Origin of the sequence: Herbiconiux flava, from assembly GCF_013409865.1 — a bacterium.
Taxonomy (GTDB): domain Bacteria; phylum Actinomycetota; class Actinomycetes; order Actinomycetales; family Microbacteriaceae; genus Herbiconiux; species Herbiconiux flava.
In genome coordinates, this window is record NZ_JACCBM010000001.1 from 3,419,887 (window position 1) to 3,438,822 (window position 18,936).

Here is an 18,936-nt window from a genome sequence, read left to right on the forward strand (position 1 = left end):
CCCCGATCGGAATGAGCACGTCCATGACCGAATCCGCCGACGCCCGCGTGGCCGTCTACATCGACTTCGACAACATCATCATCTCGCGCTACGACCAGGTGCACGGGCGCAGCCAGTTCATGCGCGACAAGTCGCGGGGCTTCGGCGGCGGCGACGCCGAGAACACCGAGAAGCTGCGCCGCGCCACCGTCGACATCGGCGCCGTGATCGACTTCGCCTCCTCCTTCGGCACCCTCGTGCTGACCCGCGCCTACGCCGACTGGTCGGCCTCCGTGAACGCCGACTACCGGGGCCAGCTCGTGGGGCGGGCAGTCGACCTGGTGCAGCTGTTCCCGGCGGCGGCCTACGCGAAGAACGGCGCGGACATCCGCCTCGCCGTCGACGCGATCGAGGACATGTTCCGCCTGCCCGACCTCACCCACGTGGTGATCGTCGCGGGCGACTCCGACTACATCGCGCTGGCGCAGCGCTGCAAGCGGCTCGGCCGCTACGTCGTGGGCATCGGCGTCGCGGGCTCGACGAGCCGCTCGCTCGCCGCGGCCTGCGACGAGTTCGCCACCTACGACGCGCTGCCGGGTGTGAAGCCGGTGCCCGAGCTCGAGCCGGCCGCCGCCGCCCCTGAGGCCGCCCCTCGCTCCTCGGGCGGCTCGCGCCGGGGGCGCAAGAGCCCGGTCGCCGCCGAGGCCGAGCCGTCCGCGGCGCCCGCGGCGTCGAGCACCGCTTCCGACGGTTCTGCCGACACCGCCGCCGACAGCGCCGCCACGACCGACGCGGTGGCCGCCGACGTCGCCGCTGCCGAGCGACTGCTCCAGGATGCGCTCGAGCAGGTCGCTCCCCCGGCCGCCAAGAAGCGGGGCCCGCGCCGCGCGAAGTTCCCGCCCGAGATCATCGAGGACGAGCCGGAGGCCGAGCCCGAACCCGAGCCCGAGGACCCGCAGGCGCTCGCCTCGAGCCTGCTCGAGCGCGCCCTCCGCCTCGGCCACGAGAAGGACGACGACGAGTGGCTGCACAGCTCGCTCGTGAAGACGCAGATGAAGCGCATGGACCCGTCGTTCAGCGAGAAGGCCCTCGGCTTCCGCTCCTTCTCCGACTTCCTGAAGTCCCGCGACGCGATCGCGGAGCTCGACGACTCCTCGACGGCGAACCTGGTGCGCCTGACCCCGGCACTCGCCGACGCCTGAGCATGAGTGAGTAATCCTCTGCTATTGTGAGAGGATGTCTCAACTTCGCAGTCGACGCATCGTGGTCGCCGTGGCTGGTGGCACCGTCGTCCTGGCGTGCGCGTCGCCCCTCGCGGCGAGCAGCGCCTCTGCCGGCAACGCCGTCTCCGCTCTGATCTCGATCGCGACTCCGGTGATCCCAGACCCGGCGCCCGTCGCGGTCATCGTCGACGGCGCGACCGGGCAGGCGTACGTCGCGAACACATTCGCCGACACCGTTTCCGTCATCGACACCATGACGCGGGAGTTGACGCAGGTCATCGTCGCCGGCCCGACTGGCATCGGGAGGGGCCCGAGCGGGCTCGCCAGCGATCCGGCTCATCATAAGGTCTACGTCGCCAACTACAACTCCGACAGCGTCTCGGTGATCGACACGTCGACGAACGCGGTGGTCACCGTGATCCCCGCATCTGCGAGCGGCATTGGTGGCGGCCCCTCGGGGATCGTACTCGATCAGGAACTCGACAAGGCGTACGTCACCAACCTGAAAGACGGCACGGTCTCGGTCATCGACACGACTCGGGACAAGGTGACCCAGGTCCTGCCGCACGACTCCAAGGGGGGTATCGGCCGAGCGGCGAGCGGCATCGCCATCGACACCGACCTGCACCGCGCCTACGTCGCCAACCTCCAGGACAACTCGGTCTCGGTCATCGACACGCGCGATGATGGTGTCATCTCCGTGATCCCACAGGCCGCCATGGGGATCGGTAAAGCTCCCCGACAGATAGCGGTCGACTCGTCACTTCATCGCGCCTTCGTGACGAACTCCGAAAGCGGCAGCGTTTCAGTCATCGATACGACCTTGAACACGGTCATCTCGGTGATCTCCACTGGCGTCGGGCCGAATCCCGACAGCATCTCGTTCGATCCGGTCGGCGGGCAGGTGTGGGTCGATTCGGAGTCGCAGATCGCTGCGATCGACACGCGGTCGCTCGAGATCACCGGCACGATCAGGAACGGCGGAGAGAGCTACTTCGGAACGGGAATCCAGTCGATTGCGGCCGACACGGCGCACCGGAGGGCGTACGTCACCGGGAGCCGGTCGGCCACGGTGGCGGTGCTGGATCTGGACGTGACCGCGCCGCTCGCCCGACGGAGCGGTGACGACCGGTACGCGACCGCGGCTGGCGTATCGGCGTCCGAATTCGCACCCGGGGTCGCGACCGTCTACATCGCGTCCGGCGAGAACTTCCCCGACGCGCTCTCCGGGTCCGCGGTCGCGGGCAGTCGAGGTGTGCCGGTACTGCTCGCGACGAAGAACAGCATCCCGACAGCGACCGGTGCCGAGCTCGCCAGGCTCAAGGCGAAGCAGATCGTCGTGCTCGGCGGCACTGCGGCGGTCAGCGAGTCGGTCGAGCAGGCCCTCCGCTCCTACGGCCCGGTGACAAGAATCGGCGGCGACGATCGGTTCGCGGTCTCGGCCGCGATCTCCCGGGAGAACTTCTCGGTCAATCAGCCCGTCGTGTACATCGCCTCCGGCGAGAACTTCCCCGACGCGCTCTCCGGGGGCGCCGCCGCCGCGAACATCGGGTCGCCCGTGCTCCTGGTGAATCGCGGCGCGATCCCGAAGCCCGTCGCCGACGAGCTGACGCGACTTCAACCGGGCCGCATCGTCGTTCTGGGCGGAGAGAATGCAGTCGCACCTGCCGTCGAAACCGCGCTCCAGGCGATCTCGCCGACCACCCGGATCGCCGGCGCCGACCGGTTCGAGGTCTCGGCGGCGATCTCGAGGACGACCTTCACAGCCGGAGCCGACGTGGTCTACCTCGCGTCGGGAACCGGCTTCGCCGACGCACTGGCCGGCGGCCCAGCGGCCACCGTGAACGGCGCACCGATGCTCCTCGTCCGACCCGACGCCGTCCCGCCGGCGATCGCGGCCGAGGTGAAGCGCCTCGACCCCACCCGGATCGTCGTACTGGGAGGAACCCAAGCGGTTTCGGCTCAGCTCTCCACCCAGATCCGCGAGCTCCTGTACTGACAACGGCAGCGCGCGGGGCGCACGAAGAAGGGCCCCGACGTGGTGACGTCGGGGCCCTTCGTGCAGGATGAGGGGGCTTACGCCTCGCTCATCACCGCCTTCTCGGCCTGGCCGCGGGCCGCGAGGGCGGCGGCGCGGGCGGCGATGCGACGGGTCTGCTCGGCCTGGCCGGCGTCGAGCACGTCCTGCTCGACCTCGACGCTCGGCACGTGCTCCTGGCCGTTGTACTTCGCGATGTACTCGTCGAGCTGGGGGCCCGACTCCCACGAGGTGATCAGGCAGTAGCGGGGCTCGGTGCCGTAGTGGGCGGCCGCGTGCCAGAGGCGCTGCGTGTCGACGATCAGCTGCGCACCGGCGGGGAGGGCGATGCGCACCTCGCCCTCGGGGTCGGTGCGGTTGTGCCGCAGCACGAAGTAGCTGTCCTTGTCGTCGGTGAGGTTGAAGAAGCCGCGCACGACCCAGCCGGTGCCGTCGGGGTTCAGGCGGTTGTTGTCGTCCTGATGCAGGTTGTACAGGGCGTCGGCGTAGGTGTTCGGCTGCAGCTCGATCACGCGGCAGCGGCCGACGTTGGAGCCGGGCTCCTGGGCACGCTCGGTGAGGGTGGGAGCGATCGCGGTCTGCGAATCGATCCAGACGCCGTCCTTGTCGGTGCGCGGCGGCTTGTGGTTCCAGAACCCGTTGCACTCGATCTCGCCCTTGGCGCTGGCGAGCGGAGCGAACCGGGTGTCACCCGAGGACTTCCAGTCGACGTACTCGATGTCGAGCCACTCCTTGGGGTCGATCTCCTTGTTGTAGCGGTCGAGAACCACGTAGCCGGTCTCTTCGAGAGCGGCGGACTTGATGTAACCCATGACGCGAATCATGTCCTTTCGTAAGTGGGCCAGCACGTTTTAACAGGCCCAACTTAGGCAAGGCTAACATCCGGCCCCGAGGACGGCCTGACGACTCTGCACAGATGTGCAGATCAGGCCGATCCGACGGCGACCGATGCCGAGGGCGCGTTAGGTTAGCGACCAGTCACTACCGTGAAGGAACAGCAATGAAGCACATCACACCGCGCCGCAATGCGCTCTGGCTGGCGATCGCACTCGCCCTCTGCCTGATCTCAGCCATCGGAGCCTCCCTCGTCCAGACCGCCGGCGGCCACGTGGCCGTGAAGGACCTGAGGTGGGAGACGTCCTCGGGCGAGACCCTGAGCGCCCTGCTCTTCAAGCCCGACACCGCCACCGCCGACGACAAAGCCCCCGCCATCGTCGTCAGCCACGGCTGGTGGAACAACCGTGAGATGCAGGACGCGAACTACGTCGAGCTCGCCCGCCGCGGCTACGTCGTCGTCTCGATCGACATGTACGGGCACGGCAACTCCGAGCCGCTCGCCAACGCCGACATCCCGGTCAACGGCACCGGCATGTACGACGCCGTGACGCTCGTCGCCGACCTCCCGTACGTCGACACCGACCGCATCGGCGTCACCGGCCACTCCAACGGCGCCCGCGCCGCGAACTACAGCGTCGTCGCCGACAACGAGGCGCCCACCCCGCTCATCTCCTCGGTGCTGCTGGTCGACAACGAGGCCTTCTACGCCGACGCCGACGGCGCCTACACGAACATCTACGGCGGCCGCGACGTCGGTCTCGTCGCCGACCAGTACGACGAGTTCTTCTTCCGCAGCTACGACGAGAACGGGGTCGCCCTCACCGCTCCCCGCGACTTCGTCGGCACGCCGAACGCCCAGTCCTTCCTGAACTTCGGCGCCGACCCGGCCACCGCCGGCGAGACCCGCGAGGCGGGGCAGTTCTACACCGAGTCGGTCGACGGCACGGATGCTCGGCGCATCCTCTACACGCCGGCCCAGACCCACCCGTGGGGCCCGTTCTCGAAGCAGACCACGAGCGACGTCATCGCCTACTTCGACGCCACCCTCGGAGCGCCGGAGGCCATCGACCCGGCCGCGCAGGTCTGGCAGTGGAAGGAGTTCTTCAACGCCCTCGGCCTCGTGGGCTTCGGCATCTTCCTCGTGGCCTTCGCCCGGGCGTTGCTCGTCACCCGCGCCTTCGCCGGACTCCGCCGCAACGAGCTGCCCGAGGCGACGCCGCAGACCCGCACCGGTCTCGTCTGGTTCTGGGCGTCCATGGTCGTGTCGGCCCTGATCTCGGGCGTGACCTACGTCGCCCTGTCGCAGAACGAGGCGATCGGCTCGCTCGCTTTCAACTCCGTGCCCTCGCTGTTCCCCCAGGGCGCGGTGTTCTTCATCGCCCTGTGGGCCGCGATCAACGGCGGCGCCGCCCTGCTGATCATGGCCGTCTCGTGGTTCGCGATCGGCCGGAAGTCGGGCATCGACCTTCGCGCCGGCGGCATGCTGCCGGGCTGGAGGAGGTTCTTCCAGGCGATCCTGCTCGGGCTCGTGGTGGTGGTCGCCGCGTTCGGCATCGTCGCCGTGGTCGACTACTTCTTCACCACCGACTTCCGCATCTGGGTGCTCGCGGTGAAGTGGTTCACGCCCGACAAGATCCCGCTGGCCCTGCTGGTGCTGCCGTTCTTCCTGCTGTACTTCTTCGCCAATTCGCTCGCCGTGAACGTCTTCAACCGCTTCACCCTCGGCGGCCGCGAGTGGATCAACACGGCCGTGCTGGCGCTGTTCAACGCGCTCGCCCCGATCGTGCTGGTCGTCGTGCAGTACACGACGTTCTTCGCCAGCGGCGAGCTCGTGCCCGGGTTCGGCGGCATCTACAGCATCTGGCTGTTCCCGGTGATCGTCATCCTCGCGGTCGCGGCCGTCGTGTCGCGGAAGCTCTACCGGGCGACGGGCAACCCCTACCTCGGCGGGTTCATCATGGCCGCGACCGTGAGCCTGGTCTCGGTGACCAACACGCTCACCGTCACGGGTTAGCGCCCGCGGGCATCCGTCAGCCGCCGGCTACGTCAGCAGCTGGATGCCGAGGGCCGTCGAGACGACCAGGCGGGCGCCACGGGCGAACATCTCGTTCACCTCGTCGGCGCTCGCCCCGGTGAGCTCGCGGCTCAGCTCGAGCGAGCGGCTGAAGCGGGCGGCCACCACCTCCCGGATCTCGGGATGGGTGGCCGACGCCGCCCAGGCCTGCAGCTGGAAGCGCAGCAGGTCGGCCTCGGCGATGGTGTGCCGGAAGGCGTGCCCGATGTCGTCGAGGGTGCCGGGGCGGCCGGCCGCCTCGCTCTCGGCCAGGCGGGCGCGCGCGTTCTCCTCGATCAGGTCGTAGCAGAGGTCGACGCAGGCGATGAACAGCCCGGTCTTGCTGCCGAACAGCTTGAACAGGTAGGGCTGGGAGACGCCGAGCGCCTCGGACACCACGCCGACGGGAGTGCCGTCGTAGCCGCCGCGGGCGAACTGCGTCATGGCCTCGCGGGCCGCCTCCGCGCGCCGCACCTCGGCCGTGCTTCTCATGATGCGACCGTAACGCACCAGGCCTCTGCCCCGCCCCGTCTCCCTGTCGCAACCGGGTGCATCACGTAAGCTCGTGTGCTGCGCACCACGGCGATCCGAGAGGCGAAGCGAATACACATGGTCACTGCTACGAACGTCGATGCGACCGCGGTCAACACCATCGCCTGGCTGTCCGATCCCGGGACGACGATCGTGGTTCCGGTCTACCAGCGGCAGTACCGATGGGACATCGGGGGCTGCGAGCAGCTGCTCGGCGACATCCGGTCGGTGGCCAGGAGCGACGACGGGCAGACGCACTTCATCGGGTCGATCCTCAGCACGGCGAACACCGCGGCGGCGAGCACGGGCGACAGCAACGGCGCCAGCGCCATCGACGGCAGCAGCAGCAGCGACGACGCCGCCCTGGTGCTGATCGACGGGCAGCAGCGCATCACCACGCTGATGCTGCTGATCGCGGCCCTGCACCACACGGTGCGCGACGAGCAGCCGGGCCTGGCCGCCGAGCTCGAGCGGGTGCTCGTGCGGGAGACGGCGGATCGCGCATCCGGAACCCTGCGCCCGCGCACGAAGCTGCGGCCGCACCGGGCGTGGGCCGAGGTGTTCGAGAGCGTCGTGCTCGACCGCCGCGAGCCGGGCGAGGAGCTGCGGGAGTCGCGGTTCGACGACAACTACGCGTTCTTCCGCAGCCAGGTGCGCGCCGAGGAGGTGCCGGCGATCTGGCGGGGGCTGCAGAAGCTCGAGCACGTCGCCATCACGCTCGGCGCCGAGGCGAACGCCCAGCAGATCTTCGAGAGCCTGAACTCCACGGGCGAGCCACTGCGCGACCACGAGCTGATCCACAACTACGTGCTGATGGGCCTCTCGCACGCCGAGCAGAGCGAGATCGAGGACGAGTACTGGCTGCCGATCGAGCAGAACACGGGCGAGTCGATCGCGAGCTTCTGGCGGCACTACCTCGTGATGACGACCGGGCGCGAGGTCGTGGTCGCCGGCGAGCGCGGGGTCTACGACGCGTTCCGGCAGGAGTTCCCGCGGCTCGACCTGGCGACCCTGCGGCGGCACGCAGCGGAGTGGCGCGAGTTCTCGGCGGCCTACCGGGTGCTGCTCGATCCGGCGCTCGAGCCCGAGCCGGCCGTGGCACAGCAGCTCGGCTGGCTGAACACCTTCGGCCGCGGCATGTATCCGCTGATCATGCGCGCCTACCGCGATCGCGCGCAGGGGCTGCTCGACACGTCCTCGTTCGTCGCGCTCGCCGAGGCCCTGCAGTCGCTGCAGCTGCGCCGCACGATCGTCGGTCTCACCAACGACCGCCTGGTGGCGCGGCTCTGCCGGGCCCGCGCCGAGGGCGGAGACGGCCTCGAGCGCGCGCTGTCGCGCATCACCCCCTCGGATGAGCGCGTGAAGGTGGGCCTGAAGTACACCGAGCTGCCGCATGCCGCGTACGTGCTCGGCCGGCTCGCCGGGGTGCCCGCGCCGGCCGGGGGCACCTGGCTCGCCGGGCTCGAGATCGAGCACGTCGTGCCGCTCGCCCCCGGCGACAGCTGGAGCGGCGACGGGGTGCGCGAGTGGGCCGACTACAGCGACGACGAGCAGAACAGCCACCGCGCCCTGGCGGAGACGCTCGGCAATCTGGCGCTGCTCGAGCATCCGCTGGCCGAGCGCGCCTTCGACCAGTCCTTCCCGGCGAAGCTCGGCCTGTACGCCGCGAGCGAGGTGCCGCTCACGTCCGAGCTCGCGTCGCTCGAGTCGTGGGGCACGGCCGCGATCGCCGCGCGCACCGTCGAGCTGACGCGGGCGTTCCTCGCCGTGTGGAAGCGACCCGGCACCGCGCTGATCGACGACGACAACCTCACGCCCATCCTCGACGCGGTGCGCCGCCGGGGCTGGCCGCGCGGCTGGGAGCGCGAGTTCGAGTACGTCGAGTACCGCGGCGAGCACTGGGAGGTCTACGACGTCAAGTACCTCTTCAACCGCGTCTTCAAACGGCTGTGGGCGGATGCTCGGCCGGCGGTCGTCGCGTTCAGCGAACGCCGCGGCGGCCCGATCTACGACGCCCGCGCGTGGACGGGGCACTGGGACGAGCTCGACGAGACGCACTTCCTCTACATGGGGTGGGACTCGAAGTACATGCTGACCGCGGTGCAGGGCGTGCTGGAGGAGGCGGGGATCGCCTCGGAGGTGTTCGTGAAGTACTCGTACTTCGGGGCGGTGATGTAGGGGCGTTCTCGTCGGGCCGTCGTTCCGCGGCCCGGTCACGGGGTTTCCGGATGCTCTGCCGGGCTTCTCCACATGAACGACGGTCAGGATGAGAGGAAGTCACCGCCCGATCTCACCCGAACCGGAAGGCCCCCGTGAGCAACCTGCAGCGCATCCTGAACCTGGCATCGAAGGCCCTCGACAAGAAGGGGTCGGCCGGCAGCGGATCGGCCGGTGCGGGCGGTTCCCGCTCGGGCTCGACCGACTGGCGTGACCTCGTGCGCACCGCGGCGGACAAGGTGACGGGCACGCCCTCGGCGCCGGCCGCGCCGGCCCCCTCACCCGCGCCGTCGTACCGCACGCCCGCGGCGCCGGCCGGCGCGACCGGTTCCGGCGCCAGCGTGCCCGGCGCTGCCGCCGGTGCGGCGCTGAGCGCCGAGGACCGCGGCGCCATCGCCCGCTACGACTACCTGCTGAAGACCGCCGACCCGGCGCAGCTCGAGCAGGTGCACCGTGAGGCGTTCGCCCGCCTCACCCCGGCTCAACGCGGCGAGGTCGAGAACCGGTTGCGCGCGGAGCTGCCCGCCTACGAGCAGCCGGCGTCGTCGTCGGCCGACGACCTCGCCCGGGCGGCGACCCGCGGCGAGGCGCACAAGCCCGGCTTCCTGCGCGGGATCTTCGCGAAGGCCGCGCCCGCTGCCGGTCGCGGATCCGGGCGCGGTGCGGGCGCGGGCGCCGCCCTCGGCGTCGCGGGCGCCGGTGCCGTCGCGGGTGCGGGCCTCGGCGTGGCCGGCGGCCTGCTGGCCGCGGTCGCCGGCGGCGCGATCGTGAGCAGTGTCGCCGCTCCCCTGCTGGAGCAGGCGGCGAGCCTCGGCACCGACTTCGAGGCCCTCAGCGGCGGCCTCGGCGAGTTCGCCGCCGGCGGCCTCGGCGAGTTCGGCACCGGAGCGGAGGATCTCGCCGCCGGAGCGGGCGACGCCGTCGCGGGCGTCGGCGAGCAGGCCTCGGGATTCGGCGAGCAGCTCTCGGACTTCGGCTCGAACTTCGAGATCCCGGGCCTCGGCGGGCTCGGCAACCTGTTCGACCGGTAGGCCGAGGCGCGAACCGCAAAGAGTCCTGAAAGCAGCCCACCGGCGCCGACGGCTGCGGTTGGCTGGATCGATGGCACACCTCACCAGATCCACCCGCACGGTCACCATCGCCACCGGGCTCGCCGTCGCCGCGCTCCTCGCCGGGTGCACCGCCGACGGTCCGGGTGCGGCGACGCCGAGCTCCGCCGCCCCGGGCGCGACGACAGCCACATCCACGGCGACGCCGACCCCGACGCCCCGCGCGCTCTCGGCCACCGACCCGACCGCGCCCTTCGACCAGGTCGAGGCGGCGCGCTGGTTCGACGGCGTGGCCGACGACGTCACCACGCTGCTCGGCCTCGACAGCACTCCGCCGGGCATGACCGTGCACCTCGACGCGGAGACCAGCCAGAACCACCTCGTGACGCTGAAGAGCCTCGCCGCGGGCGATTACTCCTTCCATCTCGCCTGCCGCGGCGGCGGGACGCTCGAGCTCGCCGTCACGAGCGGCGGCACCGCCTCCCTCGTGATCGACGGCCCGTGCACGGGCGAGCTCACCTCGGGCGATTTCACCGCGGCCGAGGGCGGCACCGAGTTCCGCTTCACGGCCACCGGCGACCCGATCGACGTGGCGCTGCACTACTCCCCCGCCGCCCCGTGACCGCCGCCGCGAGGTAGGCCGTCGGGCCCACGCCGCCCGGGCCCACGCCGCCCAGGCCCACGCCGCCCAGGCCCACGCCGCCTAGGATCGACTGATGCGATCCGTGCGTTCCCTTACCCTCGGAGCAGCGGTGCTGGTCGGCCTGACGGCTCTGAGCGGATGCACGCCCGAGCCCACGCCGTCGGCAGCCCCGGCGACGACCGCCCCTGCGACCGCACCGGTCACGGCCGAGGCCACCGCGACGGCCGAACCGACGGCCCCCGCCCCACCGAGCGTGGATCCCGCTGCCCTCGTGTGGCCCGCGGAGGGTCAGGGCGCGGTGGGCATCGCCGCGGCCGACGGCACCGTGCAGGTGCTGGGCCAGAGCCCGAACGCGGCCGGCACGCCGGTGCCGATCGCGAGCATCACGAAGGTGGTCACGGCGCTCGTCGTGCTGGACGCGCATCCGCTCGCCGACGCCGCCGACCCCGGTCCCACGATCACGCTCGGCCAGACCGACCTCGACATCACCGCCGCCGTCGAGGCCGAGCAGCAGTTCACCGAGCCGATGTACGACGGCCAGCAGGTCTCCCTGCGGGACGCCCTCGCGATCACGCTGCTGACCAGCGCCAACAACTACGCCGAGTCGGCGGCGCGCTGGGCCTACGGATCGCAGGAGGCCTTCCTCGCGGCCGCGCGCGGCTGGCTCGACGAGCACGGGCTGACGAGCACCACCCTCGCCGACGCCAGCGGGCTGAACCCGGGCAGCGCCTCGACCCCGGCCGAGCTGCTGCGGGTCGCGGCGCTCGCGCACGCCGATCCGGCTCTCGCCGCGATCGCCGGCACGGCCTCGCTGGAGCAGGCCGACCTCGGCACCATCGCGAACCAGAACGTCCTGCTGGGCGAGAACGGCGTCGACGGGCTGAAGACGGGGTCGACGAGCTACGCCGGCTTCACCCTGCTCACCTCGGCGCAGCGCACGATCGGCACGACCCCGGTCACGCTCGTGGCCGTGGTGCTCGGCACCCCGTCTCTCGATGCGCGGTTCGCCGACACCCGGTCGCTGCTCGCGAGCGCCGAAGCGGCGCTGGCGACATAGGAGCCGGCGGCTACAGCGCCGGGCCCATCAGCACCGCGAACATCGCGAACGCGCCGCCGACGATGAAGAGCATCGTGCCGAGCTGCATGGTGCGGGTCTTGTTGCGGTCGGCCGTGGGAACGTCGACCTCGAGGATCGGGCAGCCCGACCAGCCGATCAGGCCGATGCTCAGCACGACGAGGAAGGAGCCGACCCACCAGAGCACACCCTCGCTCGGGTTGAGCATGGCGGGACGCCAGCCGGCCGAGAGCAGGAGACCGAGCACGACCGCCGTCGCACCGACCGCCACCCCGAACCAGACGGTGCCGGTGCGCATGATGCGCTGCACGTTCTGCTCGGGTGACATGAGCTCGTGCAGTGCCGGGGCGACCGCGATGGGTGCGCCGCCCGTCACGGGCGAGCCGGAGCCGACGCCCTCGGGTGCGCTTCCCTCGCCGCCGGAGCGGCTCGACATGATCTCGGTGCGGGTCATCACTTCTCCTTCATCCACTACTTACTATGCGACAACTTCCCGGGGCCCGCTATTGTTCCGAACGCGCATCCGGGACCACAGCACCGCGAGAGCGCCGAGGCCCACCAGGAACGCCGTGAGGCCGACCACGTAGGCGATCACACTGCCCCACCCGCCCGTCGACGGATCGAGGAAGGGGTAGGGGTAGATCACGCCGCCGCTCGCAGCAGCCCTGATGAAGGTGTACACCGCCCAGGCCACGGGGTAAACCGGCACGACCCAGAGGGAGCGCCACGGCAGGGCCGGGCGGCCCGGTGTGAGCAGCCAGTCGAGCACCAGGACGATCGGCACCCAGACGTGCACGATCTCGTTCGGCCAGGACAGGCCCTGGAAGCCCTCCCGCGGGACGCCGCGCAGCAGCAGGTTGTAGACGAGCCCCGTGACGATGGCGTAGCTCAGGGTCGCCATGCGCACGGTGGTGAACAGCGGGGTGTCCCGGGTGAGACGCAGGGCGAGCATCCCGCCCGCGATCAGCACGACGATGTTCATCAGGCTGGTCTCGATGGTGAAGTAGCTGAAGTACTCCCACGGGTCGAAGGCGTCGTTGGCGACGCGGTCGCCGATCTGGATGCCGATGGTCACGGCGAGGCCGAGGCCGACGACGAGGCGGATGAGGCCGGCGATGCGCCGGGCGGGGAGGAGAGGGCTGCTCACCCTGGTCATTCGGTGCGCTCCGCCCGGGGGACTGCTCATGGAGCGATCGTAGGGCCGGAGCGGCGCGACCGCCGGGATACTCCCCCGGGAGGACGCGCGCGGTGCGGGCCGCGGCTACGATCGGGCCATGACCGAGCCGGACCGCGCGAGCGAGTGGGAGCCGCGGTTCCGCTTCTCGGGCCGGGCCGCGCTGTGGCTGCCTGTGATCGTGTCGTTCGTGGTGCAGGTGCCGGCGACGGTGTGGCTCGCCCGCGCGGGCCGGGCGTTCGAGGGCTCGCTCGCCGACGACCCGTGGCGCCTGGCTGCGCGGCTCGGGCTCGCGATCGTCGGGCCGGTGGCGCTGATCTTCGCGCGGCGCTTCCCCGGGCCGGTCGTGGCGGTCGTCGCGGCCGCCGCGGGCGCCTACACGCTGCTGGTGGCCGGCGGCGCGGCCCCGCCGTACGTGGCCCTGGCCTTCGCGATCCTCGGTGCCGTCGTGCGCGGGGCGCGGAGCTGGGCGATCGCGTCGATCGCCGTCGCGTGGGTCGTGACGATCGGCGTCGGCGTCGCCCTGGGCGTGCCGTGGCAGGCGGCGCCGGTGACGGCGGCGACGCTGGCGCTGGTGCTGCTCGTGGTGGTGGGCGGGAGCATCCGGAGCCGGCGGGCGCGCTACGACGAGCAGCGGCGGCGCGCGGCGGAGCGACGGGTGAGCGCGGCCCAGGCCGAGCGGGTGCGCATCGCCCGGGAGCTGCACGACGTGCTCGCCCACTCGCTCAGCCAGATCAACGTGCAGGCGGGAGTGGGGCTGCACCTGATCGATCGCGACCCCGAGCAGGGGCGGCTGGCGCTGGCGAACATCAAGGCGGCCTCGAAGACGGCGCTCGACGAGGTGCGGTCGGTGCTCGGGATCCTGCGCGACGACGGCGCGGCGGGTGCCGCCCCGCTCGTGCCGGAACCGGGGCTCGCCCAGCTCCCGGCGCTCGTGGACGGAGTGCGGGAGCAGGGGGTCGCCGTGACGCTCGAGCTGCGCCTGCCCGGGGGCGACGGGCTCGAGGGCGACGGACCCGAGGGCGACGGGCCCGGGCGCGCTGTGCAGCTGGCGGCCTACCGGATCGTGCAGGAGTCGCTGACGAACGTGCTGCGGCACTCGGGCGGCGGAGCGGCGCGGGTCGTGGTGGGGGTCGAGAGGGTCGCCGTGGGGGTCGAGGGGCGGATGCTCGTGCTGACGGTCGAGGACGACGGGGGTGTGCGCGCGGCTCCTGCGCGGGGTGATGGCGACGGCGGTGGGCGCGGGCTCGAGGGCATGCGCGAACGGGCCGAGCTGCTCGGGGGCCGCTTCGAGGCGGGGCCGCGGGCGGGTGGCGGCTTCGGAGTGCGTGCCGAGCTGCCGCTGGGTTCGGGCGCCGGCGGAGCGGGCGCGGAGGCCACCGCATGATCCGTGTGGTGGTCGCCGACGACCAGCAGCTGATCCGGGCGGGGTTCGCCGCACTGCTCGGCGCCGAGGACGACATCGCCGTGGTCGGCGCGGCCGGCTCGGGCGAAGAGGTGCTCCGGGTCGTGCGGGCGACCCGGCCCGACGTGGTGCTGATGGACATCCGGATGCCCGGCGGAGACGGCCTCTGGGCCACCGAGCAGATCATCGCCGACCCCGCGCTCGCGTCGACGCGTGTGGTCGTCGTGACGACGTTCGAGCTCGATGAGTACGTCGAGCGGGCCATCCGCGCGGGCGCGAGCGGGTTCCTCGTCAAGGACACCGAGCCGGTCGAGCTCATCCGGGCCGTGCGGGTGGTGGCGGGCGGCGACGCCCTGCTGAGTCCCGGCGTCACCAAGCGGCTGCTCGAGCGGGTGGCCGCCGTGCGCCCGGCGACAGCCGACACGCGGATGCTCGACCCGCTCACCGCCCGCGAGCGCGAGGTGCTGGCGCTCGTCGGCGAGGGGCTGACGAACGAGGAGATCGCCGGGCGGCTCGTGCTCAGCCCGCTGACGGCGAAGACGCACGTGTCCCGCATCCTGTCCAAGCTCGGCGCGCGGGACCGGGTGCAGCTGGTGATCGTCGCCTACGAGGCGGGGATCGTGGCGCCGCGGCACGTACTCCCCGGGGAGTAGGCGTCGGCGCGGAGAGCATCCGCGGGGCCGATTCGCCGGGACCGCCTGGTCGCGATGCTGGAGTCAGGCGCCGATCGACGCCGCTCGTGTCTCGGAAGGACAGCTCATGCTCACCGCACTCGCCACAACCCCGGCCCTCAGCGCCGTCACCGCCTTCGGGCCGCACTCCGGCTTCGGGCCCCACTACGGCTGGGGAGGCGGGCCGGGCTGGCTCGTCGTGCTCATCCCCCTGTTCTGGATCGCCCTGTTCGGGGTGCTCTTCGCCACGGTCGGGCGGCGCTGGCGGCGCCGCGCCTGGGAGGCCAGGGCCGCCGGAGGCGCGCCCGGCCGCCGCGCCGAGACGGTGCTCGCCGAGCGGTTCGCGCAGGGCGACATCGACGAGGTGGAGTACCGGGCGCGGCTCGAGGTGCTGCGGGCGAACAATCCGGTGGCGGAGTACCCGGGGCGCTGACGGGCGGGGCGCCGGGCCTGACGGTGCGCGTCCGCCGGTGTGCTCGTCAGCCGGAACGCTCGTCGGCCGGGCCGCGTCGGCCGGAACGCTCGTCGGCCGGGGCTCGTCGGGCGGGGCGCTCGTCGGAGCGGCGTCGTGTTCCGGTCAGTTCTCGTGCCGAAACCGCCGTCTGCGCCGGAACGGGGGCTCGGGCATCCGTTCGACCGGCACACTGGGCGCATGCATCTCGACGACCTGCCGCTGCCCGACACCCCCGCCGCTCGTGCCGCCGTCGAGGTGGCGCGGCGGTTCCACTCGCCGGCGTTCGTGAACCACGGCCTCCGCTCGTACCTCTGGGCGGCGGCCGCGGCCCGCACCGAGGGGCTGGCCGTCGACGACGAGCTGCAGTTCGTGTCGGCCGTGCTGCACGATCTCGGGCTGGAGCCGGCCTTCGACAGCCACACCCTGCCGTTCGAGGAGGCCGGTGGGCTCGTCGCCTGGGTCTTCGCCGCCGGCGCGGGATGGAGCGACCAGCGGCGCGACCGGGCGGCGGCGATCATCGTCGCCCACATGGCCGACTCGGTCGACCCGGCCGTCGACGCCGAGGGCTACCTGCTGGAGATCGCGACGGGGCTCGACATCTCGGGGGGCAACCCGGAGGCCTGGGACGAGGAGCTGCGGGCCGAGGTCCTCGCGGCGTACCCGCGGTTGACGCTGGCGGACGAATTCCTCGTCTGCCTCGCGGATCAGGCGGCGCGCAAGCCGCACTCGGCGGCGGGGGCCGCGGTCGCGTCGGGCCTGCCCGCGCGTCTGGCCGCGAACCCGCTCGACCGCCGCTGAGCCGCGGTCAGCCGAAGAAGCGGCGGAGCGCCCGCATCACGGTGGCACGCACGCCACCGGGGCGGGACGCGGAGGCGGCGCGGCCACCGCGGGTCGGGGCCGGTGTGCGGGTCGGGGCCGGCGTGCGGGTCTGCTTCACCGAGGTGGGGGCAGGCCAGCCGTAGCGCGCGGCGAGCGCGGCCGCGACCGCGCCGTAACGGGCCTCGTCGAGGCCGACACCGGCGCGGCGGATGCCGCCCTGCTGCAGCCGGAACACCCGCTCGAGGCGCACCCAGCTCGGCCGGCCCGCCGAGTCCCAGGGGCCGCTGCCGATCGCGACGTCCCAACGGTCGTCGTGCGGCTTCGAGGTGAGGGCGACGCCGAGCAGGGCGCCGCCCGGCGCCGTCGCGACGACGAGCACCGGGCGGTCCTTGCCGCGGCCGTCGCGCTCCTCGTAGGGCACCCAGGTCCAGACGATCTCGCCCGGGTCGGCGGCCCCGTCGGTGTGCGGGCTGTAGGCGAGGCGGATGCGCCCGACGCTCCCGGGATCGACCTCGACGGTCGCCGTCTCGCCGTACCGCCCTGCGTTCTCTTCGCTCACGCCGCGACCCTACACCGAAGCTCTCGGCACCCCATCCGACCGAGGCCGGCGGCGAGTACGGGTCGTTCACGCCGGTGAACGATTCACGAACCGCCGGGCCCGGATGCCGCCGCCGCCCTGCCCCAGCGGTTGAATGGCCGAGCCGCCGCGCCTCGGCGGCCCGTTCCGACGCCCGAGGACCCATGAACCGCTCCCCCCGCTCAGCCCGCCGCCGCGCATCCGCTCGCCTGCCGCTCGCCCTCACGGTGCTGCTCACCCTCGCCCTGACCGTGGCCGCCACGATCACGGGGGCGCCGCGACCGGCGTTCGCCGACGACTACCCGAGCTGGGACGACGTGCTCGCGGCCCGCGCCTCGGAGAGCGCGAAGCAGGACGAGATCTCGCGCATCCAGGGCATCATCGCCGATCTGCAGGAGAAGGCGCGGGCCGCCCAGGCGCTCGTGAACCAGCGGAGCGACGAGAACGACGCCGCCGAGGCCGCCCTCGCCTCGGGCCAGGCCAAGGCCGACGCCCTCGCCACCAGTGCCGCGGCCGCCGCGACCAAGGCCGAGGAGTCGAAGAAGCGGGCGGCGATGATCGCGGCCCAGTTCGTGCGCACCGGCGGCAGCGACGTGACGTCGATGCTGCTGACGAGCTCGTCGCAGGACGCCGACCAGCTGCTCGCCCAGCTCAGCTCGGCCAGCCAGCTCACGCAGGCGGTCAACGCGGTCTACACGGCCGCGCAGCAGGACGCGAACACCTCGACGACGCTGAGCGCGCAGGCCGAGGTCGCGAAGCAGGAGCTGACCGGTCTCGCGCAGGCGGCCGAGGACGCACTGCGGGAGGCGGCCGCCGCCCAGCAGGCCATGGTCGCCGCGCTGCAGGAACAGAACGCGCACCAGAGCGAGCTGCAGGCGCAGCTGACGAGCCTGCAGAGCGACGTCGCCACCACGGAGCAGCAGTACCAGGACGGTGTGGCCGCCCGGGCCGCCGCGGCAGCCGCCGCGGCCGCTGCCGCAGCCGCCGCCGCGCACCAGGGCGGCGCCGTGATCGGCCCCGTCTCGGGCGACGCGCAGGCGCTCGCGCAGGAGCTGATGGGCTACGTCGCCGCCGGGCAGTTCCACGGCTCGAGCCCCGACCACATCTTCGAGATCGCCTGGATCGCCCAGGGCCAGGACGTCGAGAACTGCGGCATCGACGTCGTCATCCTGCAGGCCATGGTGGCGGCGGTGCGCGCGTTCGGCAGCGCCGGGGTGAGCGACATCAGCCGGCGCTGCACCGGTCAGATCGAGGGGGCGGGCACGGCATCCGCTCATTACAAGCAGGGCGGCGGTCACGCGGTCGACTTCACCTCGGTGGGCGGCATGCCGACCCTCGGCGCGAACGACGCCTCGCTGGCCCTGATCGCGGTGCTCGACCCGATCATGCCGAACGGCTCGCGCGTCGGGCAGTCGAACTGCCGCTACGCCGCGGGCAACGAGCCGTCGTTCATCAACTTCACCGACTTCGCCGACACCTGCAACCACCTGCACATCGACGACTTCTGATCCGCCGCATTACTCGCCCCGGATGTTCATGTCAACGGGTGCACGCACGGTTCTCTAATTGCTAGAGTGACTAACTAGTTGCACATCTAGCTTTCCGAGGAGACACCATGAACGAGACCACCGCCACCGCCGGCATCGACAACGTCCTTCCCTTCGTGCGCCCCGAGCAGCTCGTGCACCCCGACCTCGTCGGCTACGTCAAGCGCCGCTTCAGCTTCCTCGACCCCGAGCACGCCGCTCGCTTCGACGACGCGCCCGACGCAGCCTGACGCGCGGCACCCGCCCGCCGCTGCCTGCCTGCCTGCCTGCCTGATCCTCGACACCGCCTAATGCCCGACGCCCTTCGCCGCCCGATGTTCGACCCGGCACTCGCCGACGTCGCCGTCGTGGTGCGCGTCGACGGCCGCTGGCGCCTCGACGTGCTCCACCTCACGGGCGACGTGCTGGCATCCACCCCGCTGCACGTCGACGGGGCCATCCAGCCGCGGGTGCTCGCCCTAGTCACGAACCTGCTGGCCCGCTGGAACATCACGGCGTCGCCCTCCTGGGACGGCCACCACGGCACCTGGTCGACGCTCCTCACCCCGGCGCCCTCCCCCGACCGCCTCCGCACCCCCGCCCTCTGACCCGCTGACCCGCTGCCTCGTTGCGCGGGGCTCGACGCGAGAGTCCGCACGGATCCT

The 18,936-nt window shown here is 72.0% G+C and carries 19 protein-coding genes; 14 read left to right on the forward strand and 5 right to left on the reverse strand.

Annotated features, from left to right (window positions below):
* Positions 1-23: 23 nt before the first annotated feature.
* Together BJ984_RS16335 and BJ984_RS16340 are read left to right on the forward strand one after the other, a co-directional pair.
* On the forward strand, positions 24-1,181 hold the full coding sequence (locus BJ984_RS16335) for an NYN domain-containing protein (RefSeq protein WP_179548898.1): 1,158 nt from the start codon (positions 24-26) through the stop codon (positions 1,179-1,181).
* 34 nt (positions 1,182-1,215) lie between these two features.
* Positions 1,216-3,201: a cell wall-binding repeat-containing protein gene (locus BJ984_RS16340; protein ID WP_179548899.1), complete on the forward strand. Its 1,986-nt coding sequence runs from the start codon at positions 1,216-1,218 to the stop codon at positions 3,199-3,201.
* 77 nt (positions 3,202-3,278) lie between these two features.
* Here BJ984_RS16340 and BJ984_RS16345 read toward each other — a convergent pair whose 3' ends face one another.
* The gene (locus BJ984_RS16345; protein WP_173181635.1) at positions 3,279-4,052 is read right to left on the reverse strand and encodes a hypothetical protein; all 774 of its coding nucleotides are present in this window, start codon (positions 4,050-4,052) and stop codon (positions 3,279-3,281) included.
* A gap of 188 nt (positions 4,053-4,240) precedes the next feature.
* Here BJ984_RS16345 and BJ984_RS16350 point away from each other — a divergent pair, with 188 nt between their 5' ends.
* Positions 4,241-6,091, forward strand: a complete 1,851-nt coding sequence (locus BJ984_RS16350; RefSeq protein WP_179548900.1) for an alpha/beta hydrolase family protein — start codon at positions 4,241-4,243, stop codon at positions 6,089-6,091.
* Between the two features lie 27 nt (positions 6,092-6,118).
* Here BJ984_RS16350 and BJ984_RS16355 read toward each other — a convergent pair whose 3' ends face one another.
* Positions 6,119-6,622: a TetR/AcrR family transcriptional regulator gene (locus tag BJ984_RS16355; protein ID WP_179548901.1), complete on the reverse strand. Its 504-nt coding sequence runs from the start codon at positions 6,620-6,622 to the stop codon at positions 6,119-6,121.
* A 117-nt stretch (positions 6,623-6,739) separates the two neighbouring features.
* Between BJ984_RS16355 and BJ984_RS16360 the strand changes: the two genes are divergently transcribed.
* From BJ984_RS16360 to BJ984_RS16375, 4 genes are all read left to right on the forward strand, one after another.
* On the forward strand, positions 6,740-8,839 hold the full coding sequence (locus BJ984_RS16360; protein ID WP_179548902.1) for a DUF262 domain-containing protein: 2,100 nt from the start codon (positions 6,740-6,742) through the stop codon (positions 8,837-8,839).
* Between the two features lie 134 nt (positions 8,840-8,973).
* Positions 8,974-9,909, forward strand: a complete 936-nt coding sequence (locus tag BJ984_RS16365; protein ID WP_179548903.1) for a cation-transporting ATPase — start codon at positions 8,974-8,976, stop codon at positions 9,907-9,909.
* Between the two features lie 70 nt (positions 9,910-9,979).
* Positions 9,980-10,549 (forward strand): hypothetical protein, encoded by a 570-nt coding sequence (locus tag BJ984_RS16370; RefSeq protein WP_179548904.1) that lies wholly within the window; start codon positions 9,980-9,982, stop codon positions 10,547-10,549.
* A 94-nt stretch (positions 10,550-10,643) separates the two neighbouring features.
* Complete coding sequence (locus BJ984_RS16375; protein ID WP_179548905.1) at positions 10,644-11,627, forward strand: D-alanyl-D-alanine carboxypeptidase family protein; 984 nt, start codon at positions 10,644-10,646, stop codon at positions 11,625-11,627.
* A gap of 10 nt (positions 11,628-11,637) precedes the next feature.
* On the opposite strand, the gene BJ984_RS16380 is transcribed toward BJ984_RS16375, so the two are convergent.
* The gene (locus BJ984_RS16380; protein WP_179548906.1) at positions 11,638-12,099 is read right to left on the reverse strand and encodes a hypothetical protein; all 462 of its coding nucleotides are present in this window, start codon (positions 12,097-12,099) and stop codon (positions 11,638-11,640) included.
* 24 nt (positions 12,100-12,123) lie between these two features.
* Positions 12,124-12,792: a Pr6Pr family membrane protein gene (locus BJ984_RS16385; protein ID WP_179548907.1), complete on the reverse strand. Its 669-nt coding sequence runs from the start codon at positions 12,790-12,792 to the stop codon at positions 12,124-12,126.
* 127 nt (positions 12,793-12,919) lie between these two features.
* On the opposite strand from BJ984_RS16385, the gene BJ984_RS16390 reads away from it, so the two are divergent.
* The 4 genes from BJ984_RS16390 (at position 12,920) to BJ984_RS16405 (ending at position 16,147) form a co-directional block, all read left to right on the forward strand.
* Positions 12,920-14,206: a sensor histidine kinase gene (locus BJ984_RS16390; RefSeq protein WP_179548908.1), complete on the forward strand. Its 1,287-nt coding sequence runs from the start codon at positions 12,920-12,922 to the stop codon at positions 14,204-14,206.
* On the forward strand, positions 14,203-14,877 hold the full coding sequence (locus tag BJ984_RS16395) for a response regulator (RefSeq protein ID WP_173181643.1): 675 nt from the start codon (positions 14,203-14,205) through the stop codon (positions 14,875-14,877). Before BJ984_RS16390 ends, BJ984_RS16395 begins: the two co-directional genes overlap by 4 nt.
* A gap of 106 nt (positions 14,878-14,983) precedes the next feature.
* Positions 14,984-15,328 (forward strand): SHOCT domain-containing protein, encoded by a 345-nt coding sequence (locus BJ984_RS16400; protein WP_218870102.1) that lies wholly within the window; start codon positions 14,984-14,986, stop codon positions 15,326-15,328.
* Between the two features lie 219 nt (positions 15,329-15,547).
* Positions 15,548-16,147, forward strand: a complete 600-nt coding sequence (locus BJ984_RS16405; RefSeq protein ID WP_179548909.1) for an HD domain-containing protein — start codon at positions 15,548-15,550, stop codon at positions 16,145-16,147.
* A gap of 7 nt (positions 16,148-16,154) precedes the next feature.
* On the opposite strand, the gene BJ984_RS16410 is transcribed toward BJ984_RS16405, so the two are convergent.
* Positions 16,155-16,727 (reverse strand): type II toxin-antitoxin system PemK/MazF family toxin, encoded by a 573-nt coding sequence (locus tag BJ984_RS16410; RefSeq protein ID WP_179548910.1) that lies wholly within the window; start codon positions 16,725-16,727, stop codon positions 16,155-16,157.
* Between the two features lie 182 nt (positions 16,728-16,909).
* Here BJ984_RS16410 and BJ984_RS16415 point away from each other — a divergent pair, with 182 nt between their 5' ends.
* The 3 genes from BJ984_RS16415 (at position 16,910) to BJ984_RS16425 (ending at position 18,879) form a co-directional block, all read left to right on the forward strand.
* On the forward strand, positions 16,910-18,253 hold the full coding sequence (locus BJ984_RS16415; RefSeq protein WP_179548911.1) for a coiled-coil domain-containing protein: 1,344 nt from the start codon (positions 16,910-16,912) through the stop codon (positions 18,251-18,253).
* A 107-nt stretch (positions 18,254-18,360) separates the two neighbouring features.
* Positions 18,361-18,522 (forward strand): hypothetical protein, encoded by a 162-nt coding sequence (locus BJ984_RS16420; RefSeq protein WP_173181647.1) that lies wholly within the window; start codon positions 18,361-18,363, stop codon positions 18,520-18,522.
* 60 nt (positions 18,523-18,582) lie between these two features.
* Positions 18,583-18,879: a hypothetical protein gene (locus BJ984_RS16425; RefSeq protein ID WP_179548912.1), complete on the forward strand. Its 297-nt coding sequence runs from the start codon at positions 18,583-18,585 to the stop codon at positions 18,877-18,879.
* Positions 18,880-18,936 lie beyond the last annotated feature (57 nt).